Source organism: Cupriavidus sp. CuC1 (assembly GCF_044627735.1).
GTDB lineage: Bacteria > Pseudomonadota > Gammaproteobacteria > Burkholderiales > Burkholderiaceae > Cupriavidus > Cupriavidus ulmosensis.
The window spans coordinates 1-24,651 of the sequence record NZ_JBIUHC010000117.1 but is presented as its reverse complement, the minus strand read 5'-3'; the positions used below and the strand labels follow the sequence as shown (position 1 = coordinate 24,651).

General features: G+C 67.8%; 19 protein-coding genes. 9 read left to right on the top strand and 10 right to left on the bottom strand.

Annotated elements, in window-relative coordinates:
* Positions 1 to 27: 27 nt before the first annotated feature.
* The 5 genes from fba to ACGLHR_RS36355 all read left to right on the top strand — a co-directional run bounded on the left by fba (position 28) and on the right by ACGLHR_RS36355 (position 5,164).
* Positions 28 to 1,092 (top strand): class II fructose-bisphosphate aldolase, encoded by a 1,065-nt coding sequence (gene fba / locus ACGLHR_RS36375; RefSeq protein ID WP_267605613.1) that lies wholly within the window; start codon positions 28 to 30, stop codon positions 1,090 to 1,092.
* A gap of 176 nt (positions 1,093 to 1,268) precedes the next feature.
* A complete protein-coding gene (locus tag ACGLHR_RS36370; RefSeq protein ID WP_400100039.1) occupies positions 1,269 to 2,177 on the top strand; it encodes a phosphoribosylaminoimidazolesuccinocarboxamide synthase in 909 nt (302 codons plus the stop codon).
* 166 nt (positions 2,178 to 2,343) lie between these two features.
* Positions 2,344 to 2,841, top strand: coding sequence for a 5-(carboxyamino)imidazole ribonucleotide mutase (gene purE, locus ACGLHR_RS36365; protein ID WP_267605615.1), 498 nt, complete (start codon positions 2,344 to 2,346; stop codon positions 2,839 to 2,841).
* 49 nt (positions 2,842 to 2,890) lie between these two features.
* Positions 2,891 to 4,135, top strand: a complete 1,245-nt coding sequence (locus ACGLHR_RS36360) for a 5-(carboxyamino)imidazole ribonucleotide synthase (protein ID WP_400100037.1) — start codon at positions 2,891 to 2,893, stop codon at positions 4,133 to 4,135.
* A gap of 42 nt (positions 4,136 to 4,177) precedes the next feature.
* The gene (locus ACGLHR_RS36355; protein ID WP_400100036.1) at positions 4,178 to 5,164 is read left to right on the top strand and encodes an L-threonylcarbamoyladenylate synthase; all 987 of its coding nucleotides are present in this window, start codon (positions 4,178 to 4,180) and stop codon (positions 5,162 to 5,164) included.
* A gap of 407 nt (positions 5,165 to 5,571) precedes the next feature.
* On the opposite strand, the gene dacB is transcribed toward ACGLHR_RS36355, so the two are convergent.
* From dacB to ACGLHR_RS36330, 5 genes are all read right to left on the bottom strand, one after another.
* Positions 5,572 to 7,107: a D-alanyl-D-alanine carboxypeptidase/D-alanyl-D-alanine-endopeptidase gene (dacB, locus tag ACGLHR_RS36350; protein ID WP_400100034.1), complete on the bottom strand. Its 1,536-nt coding sequence runs from the start codon at positions 7,105 to 7,107 to the stop codon at positions 5,572 to 5,574.
* A 71-nt stretch (positions 7,108 to 7,178) separates the two neighbouring features.
* Positions 7,179 to 7,766, bottom strand: a complete 588-nt coding sequence (locus ACGLHR_RS36345) for a MarR family winged helix-turn-helix transcriptional regulator (RefSeq protein ID WP_400100032.1) — start codon at positions 7,764 to 7,766, stop codon at positions 7,179 to 7,181.
* Between the two features lie 73 nt (positions 7,767 to 7,839).
* A complete protein-coding gene (locus ACGLHR_RS36340; RefSeq protein ID WP_400100030.1) occupies positions 7,840 to 8,349 on the bottom strand; it encodes a DUF3237 domain-containing protein in 510 nt (169 codons plus the stop codon).
* Positions 8,346 to 9,521, bottom strand: coding sequence for an ABC transporter substrate-binding protein (locus tag ACGLHR_RS36335; RefSeq protein WP_400100029.1), 1,176 nt, complete (start codon positions 9,519 to 9,521; stop codon positions 8,346 to 8,348). The genes ACGLHR_RS36340 and ACGLHR_RS36335 overlap by 4 nt, the downstream gene beginning before the upstream one ends.
* 91 nt (positions 9,522 to 9,612) lie before the next feature.
* Positions 9,613 to 10,893 (bottom strand): flavin-dependent oxidoreductase, encoded by a 1,281-nt coding sequence (locus tag ACGLHR_RS36330; RefSeq protein WP_400100027.1) that lies wholly within the window; start codon positions 10,891 to 10,893, stop codon positions 9,613 to 9,615.
* A 350-nt stretch (positions 10,894 to 11,243) separates the two neighbouring features.
* Here ACGLHR_RS36330 and ACGLHR_RS36325 point away from each other — a divergent pair, with 350 nt between their 5' ends.
* Entirely contained in the window at positions 11,244 to 11,453 is a 210-nt protein-coding gene (locus ACGLHR_RS36325) for a hypothetical protein (protein WP_267605622.1), read from the top strand.
* A gap of 95 nt (positions 11,454 to 11,548) precedes the next feature.
* Here ACGLHR_RS36325 and ACGLHR_RS36320 read toward each other — a convergent pair whose 3' ends face one another.
* Positions 11,549 to 12,013: a PACE efflux transporter gene (locus ACGLHR_RS36320; protein ID WP_267605623.1), complete on the bottom strand. Its 465-nt coding sequence runs from the start codon at positions 12,011 to 12,013 to the stop codon at positions 11,549 to 11,551.
* Positions 12,014 to 12,128: 115 nt separating this feature from the next.
* Here ACGLHR_RS36320 and ACGLHR_RS36315 point away from each other — a divergent pair, with 115 nt between their 5' ends.
* Positions 12,129 to 13,034 carry a LysR family transcriptional regulator gene (locus ACGLHR_RS36315; RefSeq protein ID WP_267605624.1) on the top strand — a complete coding sequence of 302 codons (906 nt, stop codon included), beginning with the start codon at positions 12,129 to 12,131 and terminating at the stop codon, positions 13,032 to 13,034.
* A gap of 31 nt (positions 13,035 to 13,065) precedes the next feature.
* On the opposite strand, the gene ACGLHR_RS36310 is transcribed toward ACGLHR_RS36315, so the two are convergent.
* Positions 13,066 to 14,043: a tripartite tricarboxylate transporter substrate binding protein gene (locus ACGLHR_RS36310; protein ID WP_400100024.1), complete on the bottom strand. Its 978-nt coding sequence runs from the start codon at positions 14,041 to 14,043 to the stop codon at positions 13,066 to 13,068.
* A gap of 372 nt (positions 14,044 to 14,415) precedes the next feature.
* Between ACGLHR_RS36310 and ACGLHR_RS36305 the strand changes: the two genes are divergently transcribed.
* Positions 14,416 to 15,117 (top strand): response regulator, encoded by a 702-nt coding sequence (locus ACGLHR_RS36305; protein WP_400100023.1) that lies wholly within the window; start codon positions 14,416 to 14,418, stop codon positions 15,115 to 15,117.
* Positions 15,110 to 16,537, top strand: a complete 1,428-nt coding sequence (locus ACGLHR_RS36300; RefSeq protein WP_400100021.1) for a sensor histidine kinase — start codon at positions 15,110 to 15,112, stop codon at positions 16,535 to 16,537. Before ACGLHR_RS36305 ends, ACGLHR_RS36300 begins: the two co-directional genes overlap by 8 nt.
* A gap of 29 nt (positions 16,538 to 16,566) precedes the next feature.
* Here ACGLHR_RS36300 and ACGLHR_RS36295 read toward each other — a convergent pair whose 3' ends face one another.
* From ACGLHR_RS36295 to ACGLHR_RS36285, 3 genes are read right to left on the bottom strand one after another with little or no spacing between them, the layout of a single operon-like run.
* Positions 16,567 to 18,066 carry an efflux transporter outer membrane subunit gene (locus ACGLHR_RS36295; protein ID WP_400100020.1) on the bottom strand — a complete coding sequence of 500 codons (1,500 nt, stop codon included), beginning with the start codon at positions 18,064 to 18,066 and terminating at the stop codon, positions 16,567 to 16,569.
* Complete coding sequence (locus ACGLHR_RS36290) at positions 18,067 to 21,363, bottom strand: efflux RND transporter permease subunit (RefSeq protein ID WP_400100018.1); 3,297 nt, start codon at positions 21,361 to 21,363, stop codon at positions 18,067 to 18,069. It abuts the gene before it with no gap.
* Complete coding sequence (locus tag ACGLHR_RS36285) at positions 21,363 to 24,503, bottom strand: MdtB/MuxB family multidrug efflux RND transporter permease subunit (protein ID WP_318237360.1); 3,141 nt, start codon at positions 24,501 to 24,503, stop codon at positions 21,363 to 21,365. Before ACGLHR_RS36285 ends, ACGLHR_RS36290 begins: the two co-directional genes overlap by 1 nt.
* Between the last annotated feature and the right edge of the window lie 148 nt (positions 24,504 to 24,651).

The following is a 24,651-nucleotide window of genomic DNA, read 5'->3' as shown; positions in this document are numbered from 1 at the left end:
ACCCCATTCTTTCTTTAGGAGTTTGACATGCCACTCGTATCGATGCGCCAGCTGCTCGACCACGCCGCCGAAAACGGCTACGCGCTGCCCGCCTTCAACGTGAACAACCTGGAACAGGTACAGGCCATCATGCAGGCCGCCGACGAAGTCAATGCGCCGGTGATCATGCAAGCCTCCGCAGGCGCGCGCAAGTATGCCGGCGAGCACTTCCTGCGCCACCTGATCGAAGCCGCGGTGGAAGCCTACCCGCATATCCCGGTGGTGATGCACCAGGATCACGGCCAGTCGCCGGCGATCTGCCAGGCCGCGATCGACCTGGGCTTCTCCTCGGTGATGATGGACGGCTCGCTGCGTGAAGACGGCAAGACCCCGTCCGACTACGAGTACAACATCGACGTGACCCGCAAGGTGGTGCAGCTGTCGCACGCCATCGGCGTGACCGTGGAAGGCGAGCTCGGCTGCCTGGGCTCGCTCGAGACCGGCGAAGCTGGCGAAGAAGACGGCATCGGCGCCGAAGGCAAGCTGGACCACTCCATGCTGCTGACCGATCCCGAGCAGGCTGCCGACTTCGTCAAGGCCACCCAGCTGGACGCCCTGGCGATCGCCATCGGCACCTCGCACGGCGCCTACAAGTTCACCCGCAAGCCCACCGGCGACATCCTGGCGATCAACCGCATCAAGGAAATCCACGCCCGCATCCCCAACACCCACCTGGTGATGCATGGCTCGTCGTCGGTGCCGCAGGAACTGCTGGAAGAAATCCGCCAGTTCGGCGGCGACATGAAGGAAACCTACGGCGTGCCGGTCGAGGAAATCCAGGAGGCCATCAAGTACGGCGTGCGCAAGATCAATATCGATACCGATATCCGCCTTGCCATGACCGGCGCGATCCGCCGCTTCTTTGCCGAAAACCCGAGCAAGTTCGACCCGCGCGAATACCTGAAGCCGGCCCGCGAAGCCGCCAAGCTGGTTTGCAAGGCACGCTACGTCGCCTTCGGCTGCGAAGGCCAGGCCGCCAAGATCAAGCCGGTCTCGCTCGCTGCCGTCGCGCAGAAGTACAAGTCGGGCGAACTCGCCCAGGTCGTGCAGTAAGCAGGACCCGTGCCGTCCCCGCCCCGATCCCGTCAAAAGGAGAGGTGCGGGGACGACGCTTTTCAGGCCCCGGCGCCGGAGCCTGAAAAGCGCTAACAAAATGAAGCGAAGCAGTTGTTCTGGCCCGACGCCAGAATCATTCTGTTAGTGCCTCCCATCGGAACCACCGAACCACCATGTCGAACGCTCTCTATCAGTCCTCCATCACTTCGCTGCCGCTGCTCGGCCACGGCAAGGTCCGCGACAACTACGCTGTCGGCGACGACAAGCTGCTGATCGTCACCACCGACCGCCTGTCGGCCTTTGACGTCATCCTGGGCGAGCCGATCCCGGCCAAGGGCCGCGTGCTCAACCAGATGGCCAACTTCTGGTTCAAGAAGCTGGCCCACATCGTGCCGAACCACGAAACCGGCATAGCCGCCGAGACCGTGGTGAGCCCGGCCGAGGTCGAGCAGGTGCAAGGCCGTGCCGTGGTGGTCAAGCGCCTCAAGCCGATCCTGGTGGAAGCCGTGGTGCGCGGCTACCTGGCAGGCAGCGGCTGGAAGGACTACCAGGCCACCGGCAGCGTGTGCGGCATCGAGCTGCCCGCCGGCCTGCAGAACGCGCAGAAGCTGCCCGAGCCGATCTTCACCCCGGCCGCCAAGGCCGAGATGGGCGAGCACGACGAGAACATCTCCTTTGCGGAAACCGAAGCCCGCATCGGCGCCGAACTGGCGCGCCAGATGCGCGACATCTCGATCCGCCTGTACAAGGAAGCGGCCGACTACGCCGCCACCCGCGGCATCATCATCGCCGACACCAAGTTCGAGTTCGGCCTGGACGAGAACGGCACGCTGACGCTGATGGACGAAGTGCTGACCGCCGATTCCTCGCGCTTCTGGCCCGCGGATTCGTACCAGGTCGGCACCAACCCGCCGTCATTCGACAAGCAGTTCGTGCGCGACTGGCTGGAAGCCGTGCGCATCGACGGCAAGCCCTGGCCCAAGACCGCCCCGGCGCCGGCACTGCCCGCCGACGTGATCGAGAAGACCGCCGCCAAGTACCGCGAGGCGCTGACGCGCCTGACCGGCGAGGAACTGCAGTAATTGTTGGGGCGGCGCAGGTGCTGGCCGAAGCCGGCAGTCGCGCCAATGCCGTTCGGAATGACGACGGTGTTGACTCCCTCTCCCCTCAGGGGGAGAGGGGCGCGAAAAAACGCAAGGCGAAAGCTGGCGCAATCAATATGCGCCAGACGATATTTAAGGATTTAACGTGAGCAATACAGCCAAGCCGCTCGTCGGCGTTGTGATGGGCAGCAGTTCCGACTGGGACGTGATGCAGAACGCGGTCGCCATGCTGAAGGATTTCGGCGTGGCTTTCGAGGCACGCGTGGTCTCCGCCCACCGCATGGCCGACGACATGTTCGAATACGCCGCCACCGCGCGCGCGCGCGGCCTGCGCGCCATCATCGCCGGTGCCGGCGGCGCTGCGCACCTGCCCGGCATGATCGCCGCCAAGACCATCGTGCCGGTGTTCGGCGTGCCGGTGCCATCTCGCTACCTGCGCGGCGAAGACTCGCTGCTGTCGATCGTGCAGATGCCCAAAGGCGTGCCGGTTGCCACCTTCGCCATCGGCGAAGCGGGTGCCGCCAATGCCGCGCTGCACGCCATCGCCACGCTGGCCACCACCGACGACGCGCTGGCCGCCGCGCTGGAAGCGTTCCGCGCCAAGCAGACCGAAGCCGCCCGCGCCATGACGCTGCCGGTGTAGGCGCACGCACACCGACTAGCCCTAAGCCCCGAATCCGGAAAGACGCGCAATGCCCACCGATATCCATCCCCACCTGGTCGAAGCCCACACGCCGGAGTCGCGTGCCGAGTTCGGCATCGACAATCCCAGCGCGCCGGTGCTGCCCGGCGCCTGGCTTGGCATGCTGGGCGGCGGCCAGCTCGGCCGCATGTTCACCCATGCCGCGCAGTCAATGGGCTACAAGGTTTGCGTGCTCGATCCGGACCAGGACAGCCCGGCCGGCACGATCGCCGAGAAGCACATCTGCGCGGCCTATACGGATGAAGCTGCGCTGGCCGAGATGGCCAAGCTATGCCCGGCGGTGACCACCGAGTTCGAGAACGTGCCCTCGCTCTCGCTCGACCGGCTCGAGCAGCTCGGCGCCTTCGTCGCGCCGCGCGGCTATTGCGTGTCGATCGCGCAGAACCGCATTGGCGAGAAGAAGTTCTTCGCCTCCTGCGCCGAGCGCACCGGCGTGCCCACCGCGCCGCACTGGGTGATCCAGCACGACGCCGACGTCGACCAGTTGCCCGAGCACCTGCTGCCCGGCATCCTCAAGACCGCGCGCATGGGCTACGACGGCAAGGGGCAGGCCCGTGTCAAAACCCGCGAAGACGTGCGCGCCGCCTGGCGCGCGATGCAGCACGTGCCGTGCGTGCTGGAGCAGATGCTGCCGCTGGCCTACGAGGTCTCGGTACTGGCCGCGCGCGCCGCGGACGGCACCACCGCCACTTGGCCGCTCGCCGAAAACGTGCACCGCGACGGTATCCTGTTCTCCACCGTGATGCCGTCCGCCAGCGTCTCCGACGAGATCGCCGCGCGCGCCCGCGCCGCCGCCGCCACCATCACCACCGAGATGGGCTATGTGGGCGTGCTGTGCATCGAGTTCTTCGTGCTGACCGACGGCTCGCTGGTCGCCAACGAAATGGCGCCGCGCCCGCACAACTCCGGCCACATCACCATGGACGCCTGCGAAACCAGCCAGTTCGAGCAGCAGGTGCGCGCCATGGCTCGCCTGCCGCTGGGCAGCACGCGCCAGCATTCGGCCGGCAAGATGCTCAACCTGCTGGGCGATGTGTGGTTCGAGTTCGGCCTGGAGCGCACGCCGGCCTGGGACGAAGTCGTGGCGCAACCGGGCGCCAAGCTGCACCTGTATGGCAAGAGCGATGCCCGCCCCTCGCGCAAGATGGGCCACGTGAATTGCGTGGGCGGCGAGGCAGCTGACGCCGAGCGCGCCTTCGACGCGGCCCTGACAGCGCTGCATATTGCGCCCTGATAGCTTCGTAGCTTCGTAGTAACGCCACCCAAGAGATTCCCGATGTCGCGCATGCCCACGTCCGCCGAACTTGACCAAGCGGTCCAACTGCTGGAGGCCGGCGAGCTGGTCGCCTTCCCGACCGAGACGGTCTATGGCCTCGGTGCCGACGCGGAGAACCCCGAGGCCGTCGCCCGTATCTACGCGGCCAAGGGCCGCCCGTCCAATCACCCGATCATCGTCCACGTGGTGGACGGCGGCGATATCAGCTACTGGGTGGACGACGTGCCGCCGGCCGCGCAAGCGCTGATCGACGCCTTCTGGCCCGGCCCGCTCACGCTGATCCTCAAGCGCGCCGCGCATATCCCGGCGGCGGTTGCCGGTGGCCAGGACAGCATTGGCCTGCGTTGTCCCTTGCATCCGGTCGCGCAGGCGCTGCTTAGCCGCTTCAAGCGTGGCCGCGGCGGCATTGCCGCGCCGTCCGCGAACAAGTTTGGCCAGGTCAGCCCGACCACGGCGCAGCATGTGCGCGATGAGTTTGGCGACGCTGTCTTCGTGCTTGAAGGCGATGGCGTTGAGGTTGGCATCGAATCGACCATCGTCGACCTGTCGCGGCTGGAGCAGGGCATTGGCCCGGTATTGCTGCGCCCCGGCGCGATCACGCCGGCCATGATGGCGCAGGTGCTGGGCGTCACGCCGCTGCCGCCGGATGCCGCGGCGCCGCGCGCCTCAGGTACGCTGAAGGCGCACTATGCGCCGCATACGCCGTTGGGTTTGTGTTCTGCTGCGGATCTGCCTGCGCAACTGGTCGATTTGCCCGCCGACGCGCGAGTGGCGTGGGTTGGTGTTCAGGCTGCTGCTGATCCGCGGTGCGTTTGGGTGCAGGCGCCTGCCGATGCCGAGGGTTATGCGCGTGCGCTTTATAGCTTGTTGCGCAGGCTGGATGGGGATGGGTTTGCGCGGCTGGTGTTTGAGGCCTTGCCGGCTGGGCATGAGTGGGATGGGGTTCGGGATCGGTTGCAGCGGGCTGCTGCTGCGTTTGGGGGGTAAGGGGGGTAGGGGCGGGGTCAGCTGCAACTGCAACTGCAACTGCAACTGCAACTGCAACTGCAACTGCAACTGCAACTGCAACTGCAAAATCAGCTTCAACTGCCTAACGTCAAAAGCAACTGCAGTTTCACCGCCCCTGCGGGGCGGCGACCTACTTTTTTGTCTTGCCAAAAAAGTAGGCAAAAAAGGCGCGCCATACGGCCTCTGCACACCTTGACGGCTCGCTTCGCATCGCGCTGGGGTGATTCCCGCCTGACTGGCGGGAAACACGGCTACCACAGTTGGATGATCTTGCCGGTGGTTGGCTCCCCTCTCCCGCTTGCGGGAGAGGGGCCGGGGGAGAGGGCGGGCGCTCGCAAGGGCGTGATCTCACCGTTCTTCCGTACCGGCTGCCAGTATCACGCCACTCAGGGTGCGCCCTGATACACCCATTGCAACAGGGCGTCGTGGGCTTCGCGGGCTTGTGCTGCGTTGGCGTGGTTGATGTAGCTGACCACCACATACCGCTCGCCGTTCAGGGCATCGACATAGCCGGCAAGCGCCCGGACATCGTTCAACGTTCCTGTCTTCATGTAGGCATTGCCGGCCGCGCCGGCGCGCGTCAGGCGGTTGCGCAGCGTGCCATCGACGCCGAGGATCGGCAGCGAATCCATCAGCACCGGCCCGACTTCGCTGGCCAGCGCTTGCTGCAGCAGCCGCGACATATCGTAGGCACTGATCCGTTCTTCACGCGATAGCCCGGAGCCGTTGTCCAGCACCAGGCCGGGCATGTCCAGCCCCTGGCGCGCCAGCCAGCGCTGCACCACCTTGGCCGAGCGCGTCGTGCTGGCCGGACCGCCGCGATCCATCTCCGCGCCGATGGTCAGGTAAAGCTGGCGAGCCATCACATTGTTCGAGAACTTGTTGATGTCGCGCACGATTTCCGACAGGGGCTGGCCATAGTGGCGTGCCAGCAGGAAGGCGTTGCGCGGGGCGCGGCCCATGCGCAGGGCTGGCTGGTGGGTGAAACGGCCGCCGGCCAGTTGCCACTCGGCGACGAAGCCGCCCCAGGCGAACTCGTTGTGCGAGAGCGTGGCGATATTGACCACGTGTTCGCCGCAGTCGGCGGCGTAGCTGCCGTCGAAAGAGGCCAGCACGGTGCCGTCGGGTTGCGGCGTGACGGCGGGGCGGGCGCGTGCCGACCAGTTGCCGCATTTGCCGTTGGACAGCGCGAGGCGGTTGTCGAGCTTGAGCTGCGCCAGCGCGGGCGTGACCGATACCGCGACCGACTGGTTGACCGGGTCGGGCGTGATGGTAAACGACAGCGTCTTGAAGGCGTAGAGCAGCGCGTCGGGGCTGACGTTGTAGGCGCGCTGGGTTTCGCCGTCGATGGTGGCGCCGTTGTCGAGGGTGGAATCGAAGTAGCTGCGGTCCAGCACCAGGTCGCCGTTGATGGTGGTGGCGCCCGCGGTGCGGGCGGCGTTGACCAGCTTGGCCATTTCTTCGGGCACCAGCTTGGGGTCGCCATAGCCGCGCAGATAGACATTGCCGTTGACGGTGCCGTCGGCACCCGGCTGGTTGTCGGCGTAGAGCGCGGTCTGCCAGCGGTAGCCGGGGCCAAGCAGCTGGAGCCCGGCGAAGGTGGTGACCAGCTTCATGGTGGAAGCCGGGTTCATCGGCGTCTGCGCGTTCCAGCTTGCGCGGGGCGCCGGCGCGCCGACCTTGATCACGTAGAAGCTGGTGGCCGAGGCGGGCACATGCGCGCGCTTGAGCGCGGCCGTCACGCTGCCCGGCAGGCCCGAGCGCGGCTCGGCGGGCTGGGCAGCGGCGTGGGCGGCCTTGGTCTTGTGAACGGTGGTCTTAGCGGTGGCGGCGCTCAGGCCGCTGATGCACAACAGCCCGGCGACGCAAAGCGGCAGCAGGCGGCGAAGAATTGGGGAAGGGCGTTTCGGCATGGTGCCCATGTTAACGCATGGGCCTGGGCGCGGATGACGCCGCCTTTCGATTTCCGCAGGATTTTCCCCAGAATTTCCGTCTAGTCTTGCGCAGCGTTCGTCGGCTCTGCCATCTGGGCGGCACCCACTGGCTGAGGTGGCGCGAGCTTGCCGAGCAGCGCGCGCAGCGTGTCTTGCTCCTGCGCCGACAATGCACCCGCGACGCGCGCGTCATGCGCGCACACCGCGGCGGTGGCGGCTTCCAGCGTGCGCCGTCCCGCTGTGGTCAGCACCAGGCTGTAGGCGCGGCGGTCGTGCGGCGCCGGGCGGCGCGCAACCAGCTTCATGTCTTCCAGCGCGTCGACCAGCAGCACCGCACCCGAGCGCGCAATGCCCAGGATGCTGGCCAGCTCGGTCAGCTTGAGCAGCGGATTGCGCGAGACGATCACGAGCGCGGAGAAACGCGGCGGCGTGATGTTCCACTGCGCCAGCGATTGCACGAAGTCTTCGTAGATGCGGATCTGCGCGCGGCGGATGGCGTAGCCGACCAGGCTGTCGAGCACGCCATAGTCGACGTCGGCGATATGCGGATCGAACCCGCCGGGTGCATCGGCTGCCTGGCTGGCGCCGGCGGGATCGGGGGCGAGGGCATCGCGGCTGCGGCGCGCTCGCGCCTTTGCTGTGGTCATGAGGCCTTGGCGTCAGTCGATGAGTGTGGGTGGTAGCGGTAAGGGGGATGGGCTGGCGGAAAAAACGGGCCGCCTACATGACGCGAAAATACCGCATTTCCACCCGGTCCGGATAGCGGGCGCCGGTGGCGACAAACAGGTGCTGCATGAGCCAGTCGTAGCCGGGCGCCGACGTCTCGAAGCGGGGCGCGGTGCGGAAATAGATCAGGCGCGGGTCGACGATCTCGCCGCCGGCCAGGCGCGCGATCAGCTCGACCGGGCCGCTGCGCACGCCGGCGTTGACGATGTAGATGCGCTCGCCGTCGCCGGTCTCCAGCACGTAGCGGGCCTCGATGTCGGCCACGACGATGCCGTTGCCGGCGTCGTGGCGCACCAGCTGGAAGTCCGCCCCGCCGGGCAGGATGCGCCCTTGCAGGCGCGGCCCGGAAACTACGCCGTCGAGGATGGGGATGACCCGCCGGTTGCCCAGCGCGCTCGTGCCCACCTCGGTGGCCGGCGCCAGCCGGAAGCTGAAGTCCGCCACATGCTCCAGCGTGGGCGTGGGCAGGGCGGCGATGGCGAGGGGCGCGGCGGGCGAGGTCATTTCAGCAGCTTCCAGTTGCCGTTGTCGATGGTCAGCATCACGCGGCCGCGTGTGTCGAAGCCGAAGTGATCCTGCGCGGTGTAGTTCAGCACGCCGTGCGACACCACGATATCGCGTTCGCTCTCCAGCGCGGCCTTGAGGGCTTTGCGGAATGCCGGCGTGCCCGGCTTGGCCTGCTTGAGCGCCACCGGCACGATGCGCTGCAGCACCAGGCCCGCATCGTACGGGTGGGCGCCGAACTGGGTGCGGCTGTCGGGCCCGTACAGTTTCTCGTAGCGGCCCACATAGTCCAGTCCCGGCTTCTTGGTGGCGGCGCTGTCGGGCAGCTGCTCGGCCACGATCACCGGCCCGGCCGGCAGGATGGAGCCGTTGACGGCCTTGCCGCCGATGCGGATCAGGTCCTTGGTGGCCGCGCCGTGCGTGTGGTAGACCGGGCTCGCGAACCCGCGCTCGCGCAGCGTGGTGTGGGGCAGGGCCGCGCCGGTGCCGGCGCCGGCGATCAGCACCGCGTCGGGGCGGGCGGCGATCAGCTTGAGCGTTTGCGCGGTCACGCTGGTGTCCGAGCGCGCATAGCGTTCGGTGGCCACCAGGCGCATGCCGCGCGCGGTGGCGGCGGTGGTGAATTCCTTGAGCCAGGTTTCGCCGTAGGCGTCGGCAAAGCCGATGAAGGCGATGGTCTTGACGCCTCTCGCGTGCGCCGCATCCGCCACGGCTTCGGCCATCAGCTTGACCGGCTGTGCCAGGCGATAGGTCCATTCGCCGCGCCCGGGCTTGAGCTCGATTGGCGAGAAGGCTAGCTGCACGGTCTGGCTCTCGTCGGCCACTTCGGCAATCGCGATCGATGGCGCCACCGCCGACGAGCCGAGGATGATGTCGACCTTGTCTTCGCTGACGAAGCGGCGCGCCACCTTGGTGGCCTGGGTGGGATCGGAGCCGTCGTCCAGCACGATGTAGCGGACCTTTTCGCCGCCGATGGTCTCCGGCAGGAAGGGCATGCTGTTTTTCTGCGGGATGCCGAGCGAGGCCGAGGGGCCGGTCGACGCGATGCTGACGCCGACCGTCACTTCGGCAAACACGGGTGCGGCGCCAAGCGCGCAGACAAGGCCGGCGGTGACGGCGAGCGCAAGGCGGGTGGCGGGCGTGGCAAGGCGGGTAAGGCTGGGGCGCGGCACGATGTCTCCTTATCTTCGAATTACCCGGCTCTCAGGGCCGGTCGGGGGGCATGATTCGACGGACTGGCGCAATCACAGGCGCGCGGCCCGCTTAGCGCGGCGGCACCTGCAGCGATTGCCGGTCGAAGCCGGCGAGCTGCTTGTAGCGCAGCGCAATCGCTTCGAGCTCGGTGCGCGGGATCACGCTTTCGATATCGCTGAAGCCTTGCGGCGCGCGCTGCTCGGCCAGCTGCATGACCTGCTCGGGCCCGTTCATGCGGTTGCGCAGCACGATGGCCGCGGTGCGCGGCAGTCGCTCCGCCTCGTACTCGCGCAGCGCGTAGCCGGTGCCGCAGACGTCGCGCGGCGCGCCGTTGGCCAAGAGGCTGTCCATCAGGTAGCGCGCATCGAGGATGGCCTGCGCGCTGCCGTTGGAGCCGATCGGGTACATCGGGTGGGCGGCGTCTCCCAGCAGCGTCACGCGATCGAAGGTCCAGCGCGGCAGCGTGTCCTTGTCGACCATGGGGAATTCGTAGATGGCCTGCGCGCCGTCGATCAGCGCGGGGATGTCGATCCAGTCCCAGCGCCAGCCGGCAAAGGCTTCGCGGAACACGGACTTGTCGACCTCTTTGTTCCAGTCGCTGCGCGGCGGGGTATCCGGCGCGCTGTCGGGCACGCGCAGCTCGGCAATCCAGTTGACCAGCGAGCGCCCCTTGCGGCGCAGCGGCTCGGAGATCGGGTAGGCCACGAACTTCTGGTCCTGGTGGCCCGCCATGAACATCGAGCTGCCGTCCAGGTACGGCGGCGCCTCGGTAACGGCGCGCCACAGCGTGCGGCGCGAGAAGCGCGGCGCGTCGCCCTGCGGATAGAAGTGGCGGCGCACGGCGGAGTGGATGCCGTCGGCGCCCACCAGCACATCGGCCCGCGCCGTGACTTGCGCGTTGTCGCTGCGCCGGCGCAGCGTGAACTCCACGGGGTCTGCGGCGCGCGCGCCGGTGCTCGCGACCGCCTCAAACGTGTGGCCGGCATGCACGCTGTCGGCCCCCAGGCGTTCCACCACGGTGCGGTAGAGCAGCATCTGGAATTCGCCGCGATGGATGGAGAACTGCGGCTGGTCGTAGCCCGCCGCGCGCCCGCGCGGCTCGTGCCAGATGCGCTGGCCAAGCTTGTTGTAGTAGGAGAGGGAGGAGGTCTGCACCGCCAGCTCGGCCAGCGCATCGTGCAACCCGAGCTCGGACAGCTCGCGCACGGCGTGCGGCAGCAGGTTGATGCCTACGCCGAGCGGGCGCAGCGTCTCGCTGGCTTCCCAGACCTCGACCTCGATGCCGTGCCGGTGGCAAAGCAGTGCCAGCGTCAGGCCACCGATGCCGCCACCGGCAATCGCGATCTTCATGGTGTTGTCTCCACGGCTTGTCATGGATTGCCCGTGCCGTGCGTGCTCCATGCGGAGCGGGCGGCCGGCGGCAATATTGTTATGTAGTATAACTAAATGCGCGGAGGCTTCAAGATGGCCGGTGTGCGGGGAAACCCGCAAGTAAGCGGCGCATACACGTCCTGGGCACGGGGTTTGTGGGAATCCGCTGACACGATGTTCGGCCATGCCCCCGTCACGCAAAGCGTCCCCGAGCCCCATACTGAACGCACCTGCCGCAGATGTGGACCTTGCGGTAATACGCGATAACGATGCCTGGTTGCATTGCCAGGCCCAAAGCAAATGCCGCATATCCCACAAGGAGCCTCATCATGCGTACCGTAACCCTGTCTATCCTGCTTGCCACCCTGCTGAGCGTGGCGGGTTGTGCCGACATGACGCCCAAGCAGCGCAATACCGCCATCGGCGCGGGTGTCGGCGGCGTGGCTGGCGCAGCGCTGGTCGGCGGCCCGGCGGCTACCATCGGTGGCGCAGCGCTGGGCGGCGTGGTCGGTAACGTGGCTACGCCCGACCGCAGGTAAGGATCAACGCCGCCACCCGTAGCCAGACGAAGCGGCTCGCCAAAAAGCAAAAAGCGGATGCCGTCGGCATCCGCTTTTGCTTTCTTATCGCCGGGTCAGCAGGCTGACTTCGCGATCGCCTCCGTGGCCTGCCCGCTTTTCCCCACAGTGTTGGCCACCGGGAACACGGCGTCGTAGGCCCAGTTGTAGACGAACGCATAGACCACGTAGAAGGCCGCTAAGGCGATGTCCATGATGAACGCATCGATGAGGCTCATGTCGAGGTACCACGCCACCATCGGCAGGAACACCACCAGCAGGCCCAGTTCGAACAGGATGGCGTGGAGCACCCGCACGGGCACCGGCTTGCGCAGCTGCCCGGTGAACCGAAGCATGGCCTTGTCGAACAGCACGTTGTAGATGTAGTTCCAGGCGGCGGCGATCACCGATGCCACCACGGCGAGGATGCCGATCTGGTGCAGGGCGAAGCCAAACACCCAGCTGCCGACCGGCGCGACAATCAGCAAGCCGATCACTTCAAAGCCGATGGTGTGACGAATTCTGTCCTTGGTGCTGCGCATGATACTTCCTGTCTGGCGTGAATGAGGCCATTCTATCGAGTATTCTGGGATGGTAAAGTTAGGTTCTATCGCTAAAACCGATGGATGGGCCGGCGGCCCGTCTCAAGGAATCGACATGAGCCTCTCGCTAGAGCAACTCCAGGCCTTTGCCGCCGCCGCCGAGTGCGGCTCTTTCTCCGCTGCGGCGCGCCGCCTGGGCAAGGCCCAGTCGGTCGTCAGCGCGGCCGTGTCCAATCTCGAGATCGACCTGGGCAACCAGTTGTTCGACCGCGGCGGGCGCTATCCCACCCTGACCCCCGCGGGCGAACGCCTGTTGGCAGAAGCGCGCGTGATCCTGGAGCGCTGCGAGCATTTCCGCGGCGTGGCCAAGAGCCTGGGCGAGGGCGTGGAGAGCCGGCTGGTGCTGGCGGTGGACGAGCTGTATCCGGAGGAAACCCTGGGCGTGATGCTGGAGGAATTCTCCGCGCGCTTCCCGGCAGTGGAGCTGGAGCTGCTGTTCCCCTTGATGGAAGACGTAAGCCGGCTGGTGCTGGAGCGCTGCGCGGACTTGGGGCTCATGTGGCGCCAGGAAGTGCTGCCGCCGGAGCTGGGTTTCCGCGCGCTGGGCTGGGTGCCGATGCGGATCATCTGCGCCCCCGACCATCCGCTTGCGGACCAGCGCGTGGGCTGGGAAGAACTCAAGCGCTACCGCCAACTGATGGTGGCGACCCGCACCGACAGCGAGGAAAAAATGCGCCTGCGCGTGGCCGCAGAAGTCTGGTGGGTGGAGAGCCAGTGGGTCATCGTCGAGCTGGTCAAGCGCCGGCTGGGATGGGCCTTCGTGCCCTGGCACGTGGCGGCCAACTCGCCGGCGGGCACGCAACTGGTGTCGCCCGCGCTGGAGTTCGACGACCAGGACTGGCCGGTGGCCATGGAGCTGGTGTGGCACAAGCAGCGGCCGCTCGGCAAGGCCGCCACCTGGCTCAAGGAGCGGGTGAGCAAGCAGCCGCTGCCGCGTCCGGAGGTGCCTGCCCGGCCGTAGCCGATATCGGCAGCTATCGGTCCTATCAGGCCTATCGGGCCAGCCCGAATTCCTTGGCCAGCGTGCTGTAGCGCTGCACCGTCCGCTGCACGTAGGTATCCAGGTCCGCACCGCCCAGGTCGACAGGAAACAGGCCTTGCTCCGCGCGCAGCCTGGCGAATGCCGGGCTGGCCTGCAACCGCTCGAAGCGGTTGGCCCAGCGCCGGTAGTCGGCCTGCGGCACCTTGGGGCCCATGTAGAAGCCGCGCAGGATGGGCCAGACAATGTCGAAGCCCTGCTCGCGCGCAGTGGGCACGCTGGCCAGCCTGCCGGGCAGGCGCTGCTCCGCCAGCACGGCCAGGATGCGGATGCCGCCCGCGCCGAGCTGCATGGCGGCCTCCGATGCGTCGCCGGACACCGCCTGGACGTGCCCGGCCTGCAGCGCCGTAAAGGCCTCGCCACCGCCCTCGAAACCCACGAAGCGCATGCGCTTGTAGCCCACCCCGGCCTGCCGGGCCACCAGCGCGGCCTTTATCCAGTCCTGGTTGCCGATGGTGCCGCCTGCCCCGAACAGCACCTGGTCCGGATCCGACCTGAGCGCGGCCACCAGGTCCTTCAGGCTCTTGAAGGGCGAATCGGCACGCACCGCGATCACGCCGTAATCGGTGCCGAGCACGCCGACCCAGCGCACGTCCGCCGCGCCGTACTTACCGAACTTGCCTTCAGCCAAAGCCAGAAGCGAGCCGTCTGAAAAGGCTACGATGGTATCGGGCTCGGCGGGGCGTTGCGCCACGATGCTGTTGTAGGCCACCGCGCCGATACCGCCCGGCACGTAGGCCAGCCGCATCGGCTGCTCGGTCAGTCCGGCTTCGAGCAGCGCGCGCTGCGCCAGCTTGCAGGTCAGGTCGAAGCCGCCGCCGGGCTTGGCGGGCACGATGCATTCCGGCGCGGCGGCCGCCGGCCGCGCGCAGGCAGCGGCGAGGGCGAGCGCCGCGCAGGCAAAACGCAGGGCGGCCAGGACGTGGCGCATCGATTCTCCTCGGGGGGCGATTGGACGGCAGACAGCTTACCGGGAAATCCCGAACAAATCCGCTGGCCGCCAATGCGAAAATCAGGCATAACAAAGCGCGCCCAGAAGTGCTGGACGAAGCCGCCGGACGGGCCAAAGCGGCGCGCCATGACGACGGCTGTCTCTCCCTCTCCCCTCAGGGGGAGAGGGCCGGGGGGAGTCATATCAGCTAGGAGCCACTTGACGCGGAGCCCGTGGTGTTGTCCAGCACGACGGCGGTATTTGAAGCGCCCGCCCTCTCCCCCGGCCCCTCTCCCGCCATGCGGGAGAGGGGAGCAAACTGCAGTGGCATAGCGTGACGCCAGCTGGAAACAAGCAGGAGAAGACCTTTCCATGAGAGTACTGCTGGTCGAGGACCACGATGAACTGGCCACCTGGGTGATGCAGGCGCTGCGCGCGCTGCATTTCACCGTGGAGCGCGCGGCCGACGCGGCCAGCGCGGAATCCTTGCTGTTCAGCACGCACGCCGGCAGCGCGGGCGGGGCCGGCAGCGACTACGCGCTGGTGCTGCTGGACCTGACCCTGCCCGACCGCGACGGCCTGGACCTGCTCGCGCGCCTGCGCGCTCGCGGCTGCCGCGTGCCGGTGATGATCCTGACCGCGCGCGGCGAGGTGGGCGACCGGGTCAAGGGCCTGGATCTTGGGGCCGACGACTACATGGCCAAGCCCTTCGACCTGGCCGAGTTCGAGGCGCGCGTGAAGGCGTTGCTGCGCCGCGCGCGCCAGACCGAAGCGCCGCTGGTGGTGTGCGGCGGCCTGGGCTTCGATACCGTGTCGCGCCATTTCCAGGTGGGCGGCGTGCCGCTGGCGCTGACGCCGCGCGAGCATGCGGTGCTGGAGATCCTGATGACGCCGCCGGGCAAGACCGTCAGCAAGGACCGCATCTACGCCAGCATCTTCACCCTGGCCGACGACACCCAGCCGGATGTGATCGAGGTCTACGTGCATCGCCTGCGCCGCAAGCTCGAAGGCTCGGGCGCCGCCATCGTGACCCTGCGCGGGCTGGGCTACGTGCTGGAGCCCAGCGGTGGCTGAACCGAGCAAGCGCGCCGCTAGCCTGCGCGCGCGCCTGCTGTGGTGGCTGATCCCGCCCATGCTGGTGCTGCAGGCCGTATACGGCGTGGTGGCTTACTTCAATGCGCTGGAATCCGCCGACCAGGCCTATGATCGCACCTTGCTGGCATCGGCGCGCAATATCTCCGAGCGCATCACGCTCACCCCGGAAGGCGTGCGCGTGGACGTGCCGTACATCTCGCTCGATACCTTCGAGGTGGGCATGAACGCCACCATGTTCTACCGCGTCAGCGGCGTGCATGGCGAGTTCGTCTCGGGCTACGACGACCTGCCGCCGTTCGATGCCAGCCAGCCGCGCACCAAGCTGTATCCCGCGCTGGTGAGCTTCTACGACCGCACCTACCGTGGCCAGCCGATCCGCATCGCCGCGCTGCGCCAGCCGGTGATGGACGCCAGCGGCACGCACGGCGGCATGGCCTTGATCGAGGTCGGCGAAACCCTCGACTCGCGCCAGGCGCTGACGCGCAACATCCTGTTCGATGTGCTGTGGGGCCAGCTGATGCTGGTGCTGGCCGCGGTGCTGGTGATCTGGCTGTTCACGCGGCGCGCGCTGGCGCCCCTCGATGCGCTGCGCGAAGAGGTGGCGCAACGCCAGCCCGGCGCCACCACGCCGCTGTCGCTTGACAGCGCCCCGCGCGAGGCCGCGCCGCTGGTGGTGGCCATGAACGGCTATATGGCGCGGCTGGAACAGGTGCTCGCCGCGCAGCGCCGCTTTATCGCCGACGCCGCCCACCAGCTGCGCACGCCGCTCGCGGTGCTGCACACGCAAGCCCAGCTGGCCGCGCGCGAGCACGATCCCGACGAGCAGCGGCGCATCGCGCAGGGCCTGGCCGAAAGCACCGCGCGCATGGCCGCGCTGGCCGACCGCCTGCTGTCGATGGCGCGCGCGGCGCACGGCGGGGACGAGGCGCCGCGCGCGCTGGATCTCGCGGCGTTGGTGAAAGAGGTCTGCCTCGAACTCACGCCCGCCGCGCGCACGCGCCGCATCGACCTGGGCTTCGAGGGCGAGCGCGTGCAGCAAGTGCTCGGTACCGACCTGCTGCACGAGCTGGTGACCAACCTGGTCGACAACGCGCTGCGCTATACGCCATCGGGCGGCGTGGTCACGGCGCGTGTCTTGCGCGCTGGCGAAGCCGTGGTGCTGGAAGTGGAGGACGACGGCCCCGGCATTCCCGTCGCGGACCGCGCGGCGGTGCTGGAGCCGTTCTACCGCGGCAAGGCGGCGGGTTTGAAGGCGCTTGGTGAGGCGGCGCCCGCGGGCTCGGGGCTTGGCCTCACCATCGTGCGCGACATCGCTGCCGCGCATGGCGCGTCGCTGGCGCTGCTGGATGGGGCGCGGGGCAAGGGCCTGCTGGTGCGGGTGTGCTTCCCGCCGGCATAGGGCGGCGGCAAGGCTCCCATGGCTACGCGCTACTGCGTTGCCGAGCCGCTGGGCGCCGTGCCAGCCGGTGCCGTATTCGACGCGCTATCCGTCTCGATATGCCACCCGCCACCCAGCGCCTTGATCAGCACCGAGCTGGTCGTGTACTGGCGGCCTGCAATGGTCAGCGCGGTGCGCTCGGCCGTATAAGCCGTAGTCTGCGCGGTCAGCACATCCAGCAGGCTGGCGGTACCGGCGCGGTAGCGGTTGTTGACCAGCGCCAGCGCATCGCGCGCGGAGCGCAGCGCGTCGTTCTGCACCGCGAATTCCTGCTCCAGCAACCGGGCGGCGGCCAGGTTGTCCTCGACTTCCTGGAACGCGGCTAGCACCGTCTGGCGGTAGTTGGCCACGGCCTGGTCGTAGGCGGCCACCGCTTGCGCCTTGGCCGCGCTGCGCAGGCCGCCGTCGAACAGCGTGCCGGCCAGCGCCGGGCCGATCGACCATACGCGGTCCGGCAGCGACAGCCAGCGCGCCAGCGTGCTGGCGGAAAGCCCGCCGGTGGCCGACAGCGACAGCGTCGGGTAATAAGCCGCCTGCGCCACGCCAATCTGGGCGTTGGCCGCGGCCATGCGGCGCTCGGCCGCGCCGATATCGGGCCGGCGCTCCAGCAGCGCGGACGGCACCGCGATGGGTACGCGCGGCACGGCGGCGGCGTAGTCCTGCGGCGCGATGGAGAGGTCGGCTGGTGGCCTGCCGGTCAGGATGGCCAGGGCGTGCTCGAGCTGCGCGCGCGTGATCTGGATATCGATCTGCTGCGCCTGGGCGGACTTGAGCTGGGTCTCGGATTGCAGCACGTCGGAGCGCTGGGCGGTGCCGGCCGCGTACTGATTGCGTACCAGCTGCAGTGATTTTTCGTAGTCGACCACCGTGCGGTCCAGCAAAGCCTTCTGCTGATCGGCGATGCGCAGCAGGAAGTAGCTTTGCGCGAGCGTAGCCTGCGTGGACAACAGCGTCGAGGCCAGGTCGGCCTGGCTGGCCTGCGCGCTGGCTTCGCTGCTTTCCACCTGCCTGCGCACGCGGCCCCACACATCGATTTCCCAACTGGCCGACAGCGAGGCGCTCTGCCCGTTGCCGATCTGGCCGTTGCTGCCGCGCGCGCGGTCGAGCGCGGCGGAGGCGCCCACCGTGGGGAAATAGCCCGCGCGCGCCGATTGCAGCGCGGCGGCGGCCTGCCGGTACTGTGCCTCGGCGGCCTTGATGTTCTGGTTCGACACCTTCACCTGCGCCATCAGCGCGTCGAGCTGCAGATCGTTGAACACCGCCCACCAGTTGCTGCGCGCGCTGGCATCCTGCGGCTCGGCCGGTTTCCACTCGCCCCACTGCGAGGTGTCGGCGGGTGCTTCCTTGAAGGCCGGGGTGGACGGTGCGTCGGGCCGCTTGTAGTCGGGACCCACGGCGCAGCCGCCCAGCAGCACGGCGCAGGCTACCGTCAGCGCGGTCGCCGGGAAGGAGAGGGTAGGGAGGCGGAGAAAAGCGTTCATGGATCGCATTCAGGGTTCGAGGCTGGCCGTGGCCGGAGGCAGGGCGGAGCGGCGCTGGCGCCAGGCTTTCACCTTCAGGCGCCAGCGGTCCAGCGTCAGGTACACCACGGGCGTCGTGTACAGCGTCAGCAACTGGCTGACCACCAGCCCGCCGACGATGGAGATGCCCAGCGGCGCGCGCAGCTCGGCGCCGTCGCCGTGGCCGATCGCCAGCGGGATGGCGCCGAGCAGGGCGGCCATGGTGGTCATCAGGATGGGGCGAAAGCGCAGCAGGCACGCACGGTAGATGGCGTCGTGCGGCGACAGGCCCTCGCGCCGCTCGGCGTCGATGGCGAAGTCGATCATCATGATGGCGTTCTTCTTGACGATGCCGATCAGCAGGATCACGCCGATCAGCGCGATGATGCTGAAATCCGTGCCCGAGGCCAGCAGCGCCAGCAGCGCGCCCACGCCGGCCGACGGCAGCGTGGACAGGATGGTGAGCGGATGCACATAGCTCTCGTACAACATGCCGAGCACGATATAGATGGTGATCAGCGCGGCCAGGATCAGCAGCGGCTGGCTCTTGAGCGAATCCTGGAAGGCCTTGGCGCTGCCCTGGAAATTGGCCTGCAGCGTCTCCGGCACGCCGATGCGCGCCATCTCCGCCTTGACCGCGTCGGTGGCCTGCGACAGCGAGACCCCTTCGGCAAGGTTGAAGGAAATGGTGGAAGCGGCGAACTGGCCCTGGTGGTTGACGCCCAGCGGCGTGCTTGTGGGCGCGAAGCGCGCGAAGGCCGACAGCGGCACCCGCTTGCCGCCACCGGTGACCACATAGACATCCTGGAGCGCATGCGGGCCCTGAAGGTACTCGGGGCTGAGCTCCATCACCACCCGGTACTGGTTGAGCGGGTTGTAGATGGTGGACACCAGGCGCTGGCCAAAGGCGTCGTTGAGCACGGCATCGATCTGCTGCGCGGTGACGCCGAGCTTGGACGCGGTATCGCGGTCGATGATGACTGAGGTCTGCAGGCCCTTGTCGTTGGTGTCGGTGTCCACGTCTTCCAGCCCCTTGAGGTTGGAGATGGCCGCACGGACCTTGGGCTCCCACTCGCGCAATACGTCGAGGTCGTCCGACTGCAGCGTGAACTGGTAGGCCGAGCTGCTCTGCCGCCCGCCGATGCGGATGTCCTGCACCGAGGTCAGGAACAGGCTGGCGCCGGGCTCCTTGGCCAGCTTGACGCGCAGCCGGGCCACGATGGCGTCGGCCGATTCGCGCTCGGAGATCGGCTTGAGCGTGACGAACATCTGGCCGGTATTGCGCTGCGAGCCGCCGGTAAAGCCGGTCACGTTGACCACCGCCGGGTCGGACTGCACGATCTTGATGAAGTTATCGAGCTTGGGGCGCATGGCCTGGAACGAGGTGGCCTGGTCGGCGCGGATAAAGCCGATCAGGCGCCCGGTATCCTGCTGCGGGAAAAAGCCCTTGGGCACGATGGTGTAGAGCCAGACATTGAGGCCGATGGTCGCCAGCAGCACCAGCCACACCAGCGCGCTGTGGCGCAGTGCCACCGCCAGCGTGCGCGAGTACCCGTCGTGCATCCAGGCGAACACGCGCTCGCTGGCGCGGTAGAAACGGCCTTGCTTCTCGGGGCGTACCGGTTTGAGCAGCCGCGCGCACATCATCGGCGTGGCGGTCAGCGAGACCACCAGCGACACCAGGATCGCCACCGACAGGGTGATGGCGAACTCCTGGAACAGGCGTCCGACGATGCCGCCCATCATCAGCAGCGGAATGAATACCGCGATCAGCGACAGGCTCATCGACAGCACCGTGAAGCCCACCTCGCGCGAGCCCCTGAGCGCGGCTTCTAGCGGCTTCATACCCTCCTCGACATGGCGCGAGATATTCTCCAGCACCACGATGGCGTCATCGACCACGAAGCCGGTGGCGATGGTCAGCGCCATCAGCGACAGGTTGTTGAGCGAGAAGCCCGCCAGGTACATCACCGAGAAGGTGCCGATCAGCGACACCGGCACCGCCACGCTGGGAATCAGCGTGGCGCGCACATTGCGCAGGAACAGGAACACCACCATGATCACCAGCGCCACCGAGATCATCAGCGTGCGCTCCACCTCGCGCAGCGAACCGCGGATGGTGGGGGTGCGGTCCATCATCACTTCCATCTTGATGGCCGACGGAATCATCTGCTGCAGCGACGGCAGCATCGCGGTCACACGGTCGACGGTTTCGATGATGTTGGCGCCGGGCGAGCGGTTGAGCACCAGCAGCACCGAGGGCTGGCCGTTGGCGGAGCCGGCATTGCGGATGTCCTGCACCGAGTCGGTCACGTTGGCCACGTCGGCCAGCCGCACCGGTACCGAGAAGGCGTTCGGGCCGCGGCTGGTGGCGTTGCCGCCGGTGGCGCCGGTGGAAATGGTGGTGGTGCCGCTGCTGGTGGTCAGCGTCGTGGTGGTGACGCCGTTGACGGTCTTGGTGCTGACGCCACCGCCCGCGGCAGCGTTGGCCGTGCTGGCGATCAGCGCGCCGGCCGAGGCCGACGAGAAGGTGCCGGGGGTGGCGTAGCGGACGATCAGCGGCATGTAGTCCGCCGCCTTCATGGCCTGGTCGTTGGCGTAGACCTGCCAGTTGGTGGTGGCGTTTTCCAGCGTGCCGAGCGGGCGGTTGGCATTGGTGGCGCTGATGGTGTTGCGCACATCCTCCAGCGAGATGCCGTACTTGTTGAGCGCCGTGGGGTTGAGCTCCACCCGCACCGCCGGCAGCGACGAGCCGCCGATGGTGACCTGGCCCACGCCCTCGATCTGCGACATCTTCTGCGCCAGGATGGTCGAGGCCGCGTCGTAGAGCTGGCCGCGCGTCATGGTGGGCGAGGTCAGCGCGATGATCATGATCGGCGCGTCGGCCGGGTTGACCTTGCGGTAGGTCGGATTGCTCGGCAGGCTGGTGGGCAGCGTGGCGCGCGAGGCATTGATGGCGGCCTGCACGTCGCGCGCGGCGCCGTCGATGTCGCGCGAGAGCTCGAACTGCATCGTGACGCGGGTCGAGCCCAGCGAGCTGCTGGAGGTGATCTCCGTCACGCCGGCGATGGCGCCCAGGGCGCGCTCCAGCGGCGTGGCCACGGTAGCGGCCATGGTCTCGGGGCTGGCACCGGGCAAGGAGGCGGACACCGAGATGGTGGGGAAATCCACCTGCGGCAGCGGCGAGACCGGCAGCAGCCGCAGCGCCGCCAGCCCGGCCAGCAGGATGCCGATGGTCAGCAGCGCGGTGGCGACCGGGCGATGGATAAAGGTGGCCGACAGGTTCATCACGGCCTCGGCTCGGGTGCGGGGCCGCCGGTTTCATCGCCGCCGCCGGTGTCGCCATACCGGCGCCGGCGCCAGTCCTTGAGGCGTGCTGCCACGCTGTCGAACGCCAGGTAGATCACCGGCGTGGTGAACAGCGTCAGCACCTGGCTGACCAGCAGCCCGCCCACCATGGTGATGCCCAGCGGGCGGCGCAGCTCGGAGCCGATACCGGTGCCCAGCATCAGCGGCAGCGCGGCCAGCAGTGCCGCCATGGTAGTCATCAGGATCGGGCGGAAACGCAGCAGGCAGGCCTGGAAGATCGCGTCGCGCGGTTTCATGCCGCCCTCGCGCTCGGCTTCCAGCGCGAAGTCGATCATCATGATGGCGTTCTTCTTGACGATACCGATCAGCAGGATGATGCCGATGATCGCGATGATGCCCAGGTCCTGGCCCGAGACCAGCAGCGCCAGCAGCGCGCCCACGCCGGCCGACGGCAGGGTCGAGAGGATGGTCACCGGGTGGATGGTGCTCTCATAGAGCACGCCCAGCACGATGTACATCGTGATCACCGCGGCCAGGATCAGCCACAGCGTGTTGGACAGCGAAGCGCGGAAGGCCAGCGCGGCACCCTGGAAATCGGTCTGCATCGAAATCGGCAGGCCGATTTCCTGCTCCACCTTGGTGATCTTGTCGACCGCGGCGCCGAGCGATTCGCCGGAGGCCAGGTTGAACGAGATGGTGGCGGAGGGGAACTGGCCCTGGTGGTTGATCACCAGCGGCCCGGTGCGCTCGCTGATGTGCGCGAACGCGCCCAGCGGCACCTGCCCCCCAGAGGAGGAGGGCAGGCGCAGCTCCGCCAGCGACTGCGGATCGGTGCGGAACTGCGGCATGGCCTCCAGCACCACGCGGTACTGGCTCGATTGCGTGAAGATGGTCGACACCAGGCGCTGGCCGAAGGCGCTGTACAGCGCGCTGTCGATCACCGCGGTGGTGATGCCGAAGCGCGCCGCGGCGTCGCGATCGATATCCACATAGGCGCGCAGGCCGTTGTTCTGCTGGTCGCTGGCCACGTCGCGCAATTCGGGCTCCTGCTTCAGGCGCTCGACCAGCCTTGGCACCCAGGTGGCCAGCGTCGCCGGGTCCGGGTCCTGCACGGTGAACTGGTACTGGGTGCGGGAGACGCGGTCCTCGATGGTCAGGTCCTGCACCGGCTGGGTGTAGAGCGAGACGCCGCCGAGCTTGTCGACCGCGGCCTGCAACCGGCGCGTGACGTCCTCGATGGAATCGCTGCGCGCATCCTTTGGCTTCAGGTTGATCAGCAGGCGCCCGGCATTGAGCGTGGTGTTGGTGCCGTCCACGCCGATGAAGGAGGACAGGCTTTCCACTGCCGGATCTTCCAGCACCACCTTCGCCACCGCTTGCTGCTTGAGCGCCATGGCCGGGAACGAGGTGGTCTGGGAAGCCTCGGTAATACCCTGGATCACGCCGGTGTCCTGCACCGGGAAGAAGCCCTTGGGCACCAGCATGTACAGCAGCACGGTCAGCACCAGCGTGCCGATGGCGACCAGCAGGGTGGTCTTCTGGCGGTCCAGCACCCAATCCAGGGCGCGCCCGTAGCTGGCGATCACGTTGTCGAAGAAGCGGCCGGTGGCGAGATGGAAGCGCGACTGCTTTTCCTCGGGCACATGGTGCAGCAGGCGCGCGCACATCATCGGCGTGAGCGTCAGCGAGACCACCGCCGAGATCAGGATCGAGACCGCCAGCGTGATGGCGAACTCGCGGAACAGGCGTCCCACCACATCGCCCATGAACAGCAGCGGGATCAGCACGGCCACCAGCGAGAAGGTCAGCGAGATGATGGTGAAGCCAATCTGCTTGGATCCCTTGAGCGCCGCCTCCATGGGCGGATCGCCTTTCTCGATGTAGCGCATGATGTTCTCGATCATCACGATCGCATCGTCCACCACGAAGCCGGTGGCGATGGTCAGCGCCATCAGCGTCAGGTTATTGATCGAGAAGCCCGCCAGGTACATCACGCCGAAGGTGCCTACCAGCGACAGCGGCACCGCCACGCCCGGGATGATGGTGGCGGGCACATTGCGCAGGAAGACGAAGATCACCATCACCACCAGCGCGACGGCCAGCAGCAGCTCGAACTCCACGTCGCGCACCGAGGCGCGGATGGTGGTGGTGCGGTCGGTCAGCAACTGCACCTTGACCGAGGCCGGCAGCGCGTTCTGCAATTGCGGCAGCAGGGCCTTGATGCGGTCCACCACCTCGATCACATTGGCGCCGGGCTGGCGCTGGATGCTCAGCACGATGGCCGGCTTGTCGTTGGCCCAGGCCGCCAGGCGGCTGTTCTCGGGCCCGTCGATGATATTGGCCACATCGGTGATGCGGATCGGCGCGCCGTTCTGGTAGCCGACGATGATCTGGCGGTACTCGTCGGCGGACTTGAGCTGGTCGTTGGCGTCGATGGTGGAGGCGCGCGCGGGGCCGTCGAAGCTGCCCTTGGCGCCGTTGACGTTGGCGCTGCCGATCGCCGTGCGCAGGTCGTCGATCGACATGCCGAGCGCGGCCAGCGCGGTCGGGTTGGCCTGGATGCGCACCGCCGGGCGTTGCCCGCCGCTGATGCTCACCAGCCCCACGCCCTGCAGTTGCGAGATCTTCTGCGCCACGCGCGTGTCCACCATGTCCTGCAGCTTGGGCAGCGGCATGGTGTCGGACGTCATGGCCAGCGTCATGATCGGCGCGTCGGCCGGGTTGACCTTGCTGTACACCGGCGGCATCGGCAAGTCCGCCGGCAGCAGGTTGCCGCCCGCGTTGATGGCGGCCTGCACCTCTTGCTCGGCCACGTCCAGCGACAGCGTCAGCTCGAACTGCAGCGTGATCACCGAGGCGCCGCCCGAGGACGACGACGACATCTGCTTCAAGCCCGGCATCTGGCCGAACTGGCGCTCCAGTGGCGCCGTGATGGACGAGGTCATCACATCCGGGCTGGCGCCCGGGTACAGCGTGGTGACCTGGATGGTCGGGTAGTCGACCTCCGGCAGCGCCGACAGCGGCAGCAGCCTGAAGGCCACCAGGCCCGACAGCAGGATGGCGACCATCAGCAGCGCGGTGGCGACCGGCCGCTCGATGAACAGGCGTGAGGGATTCATGCTGGGTCCTTACTGTGGCCGCTGGGGCGCCGCGCCCGCCGGGGCACCAGCGCCGCCACCGCCATCCGTTGCTGCCGCGCTCGCGCCGTCGCGGTGACGCCGGCCTTCGCCGTGCACGCCGGAGGCAGCCGAGGCGCCCGGCACGCCG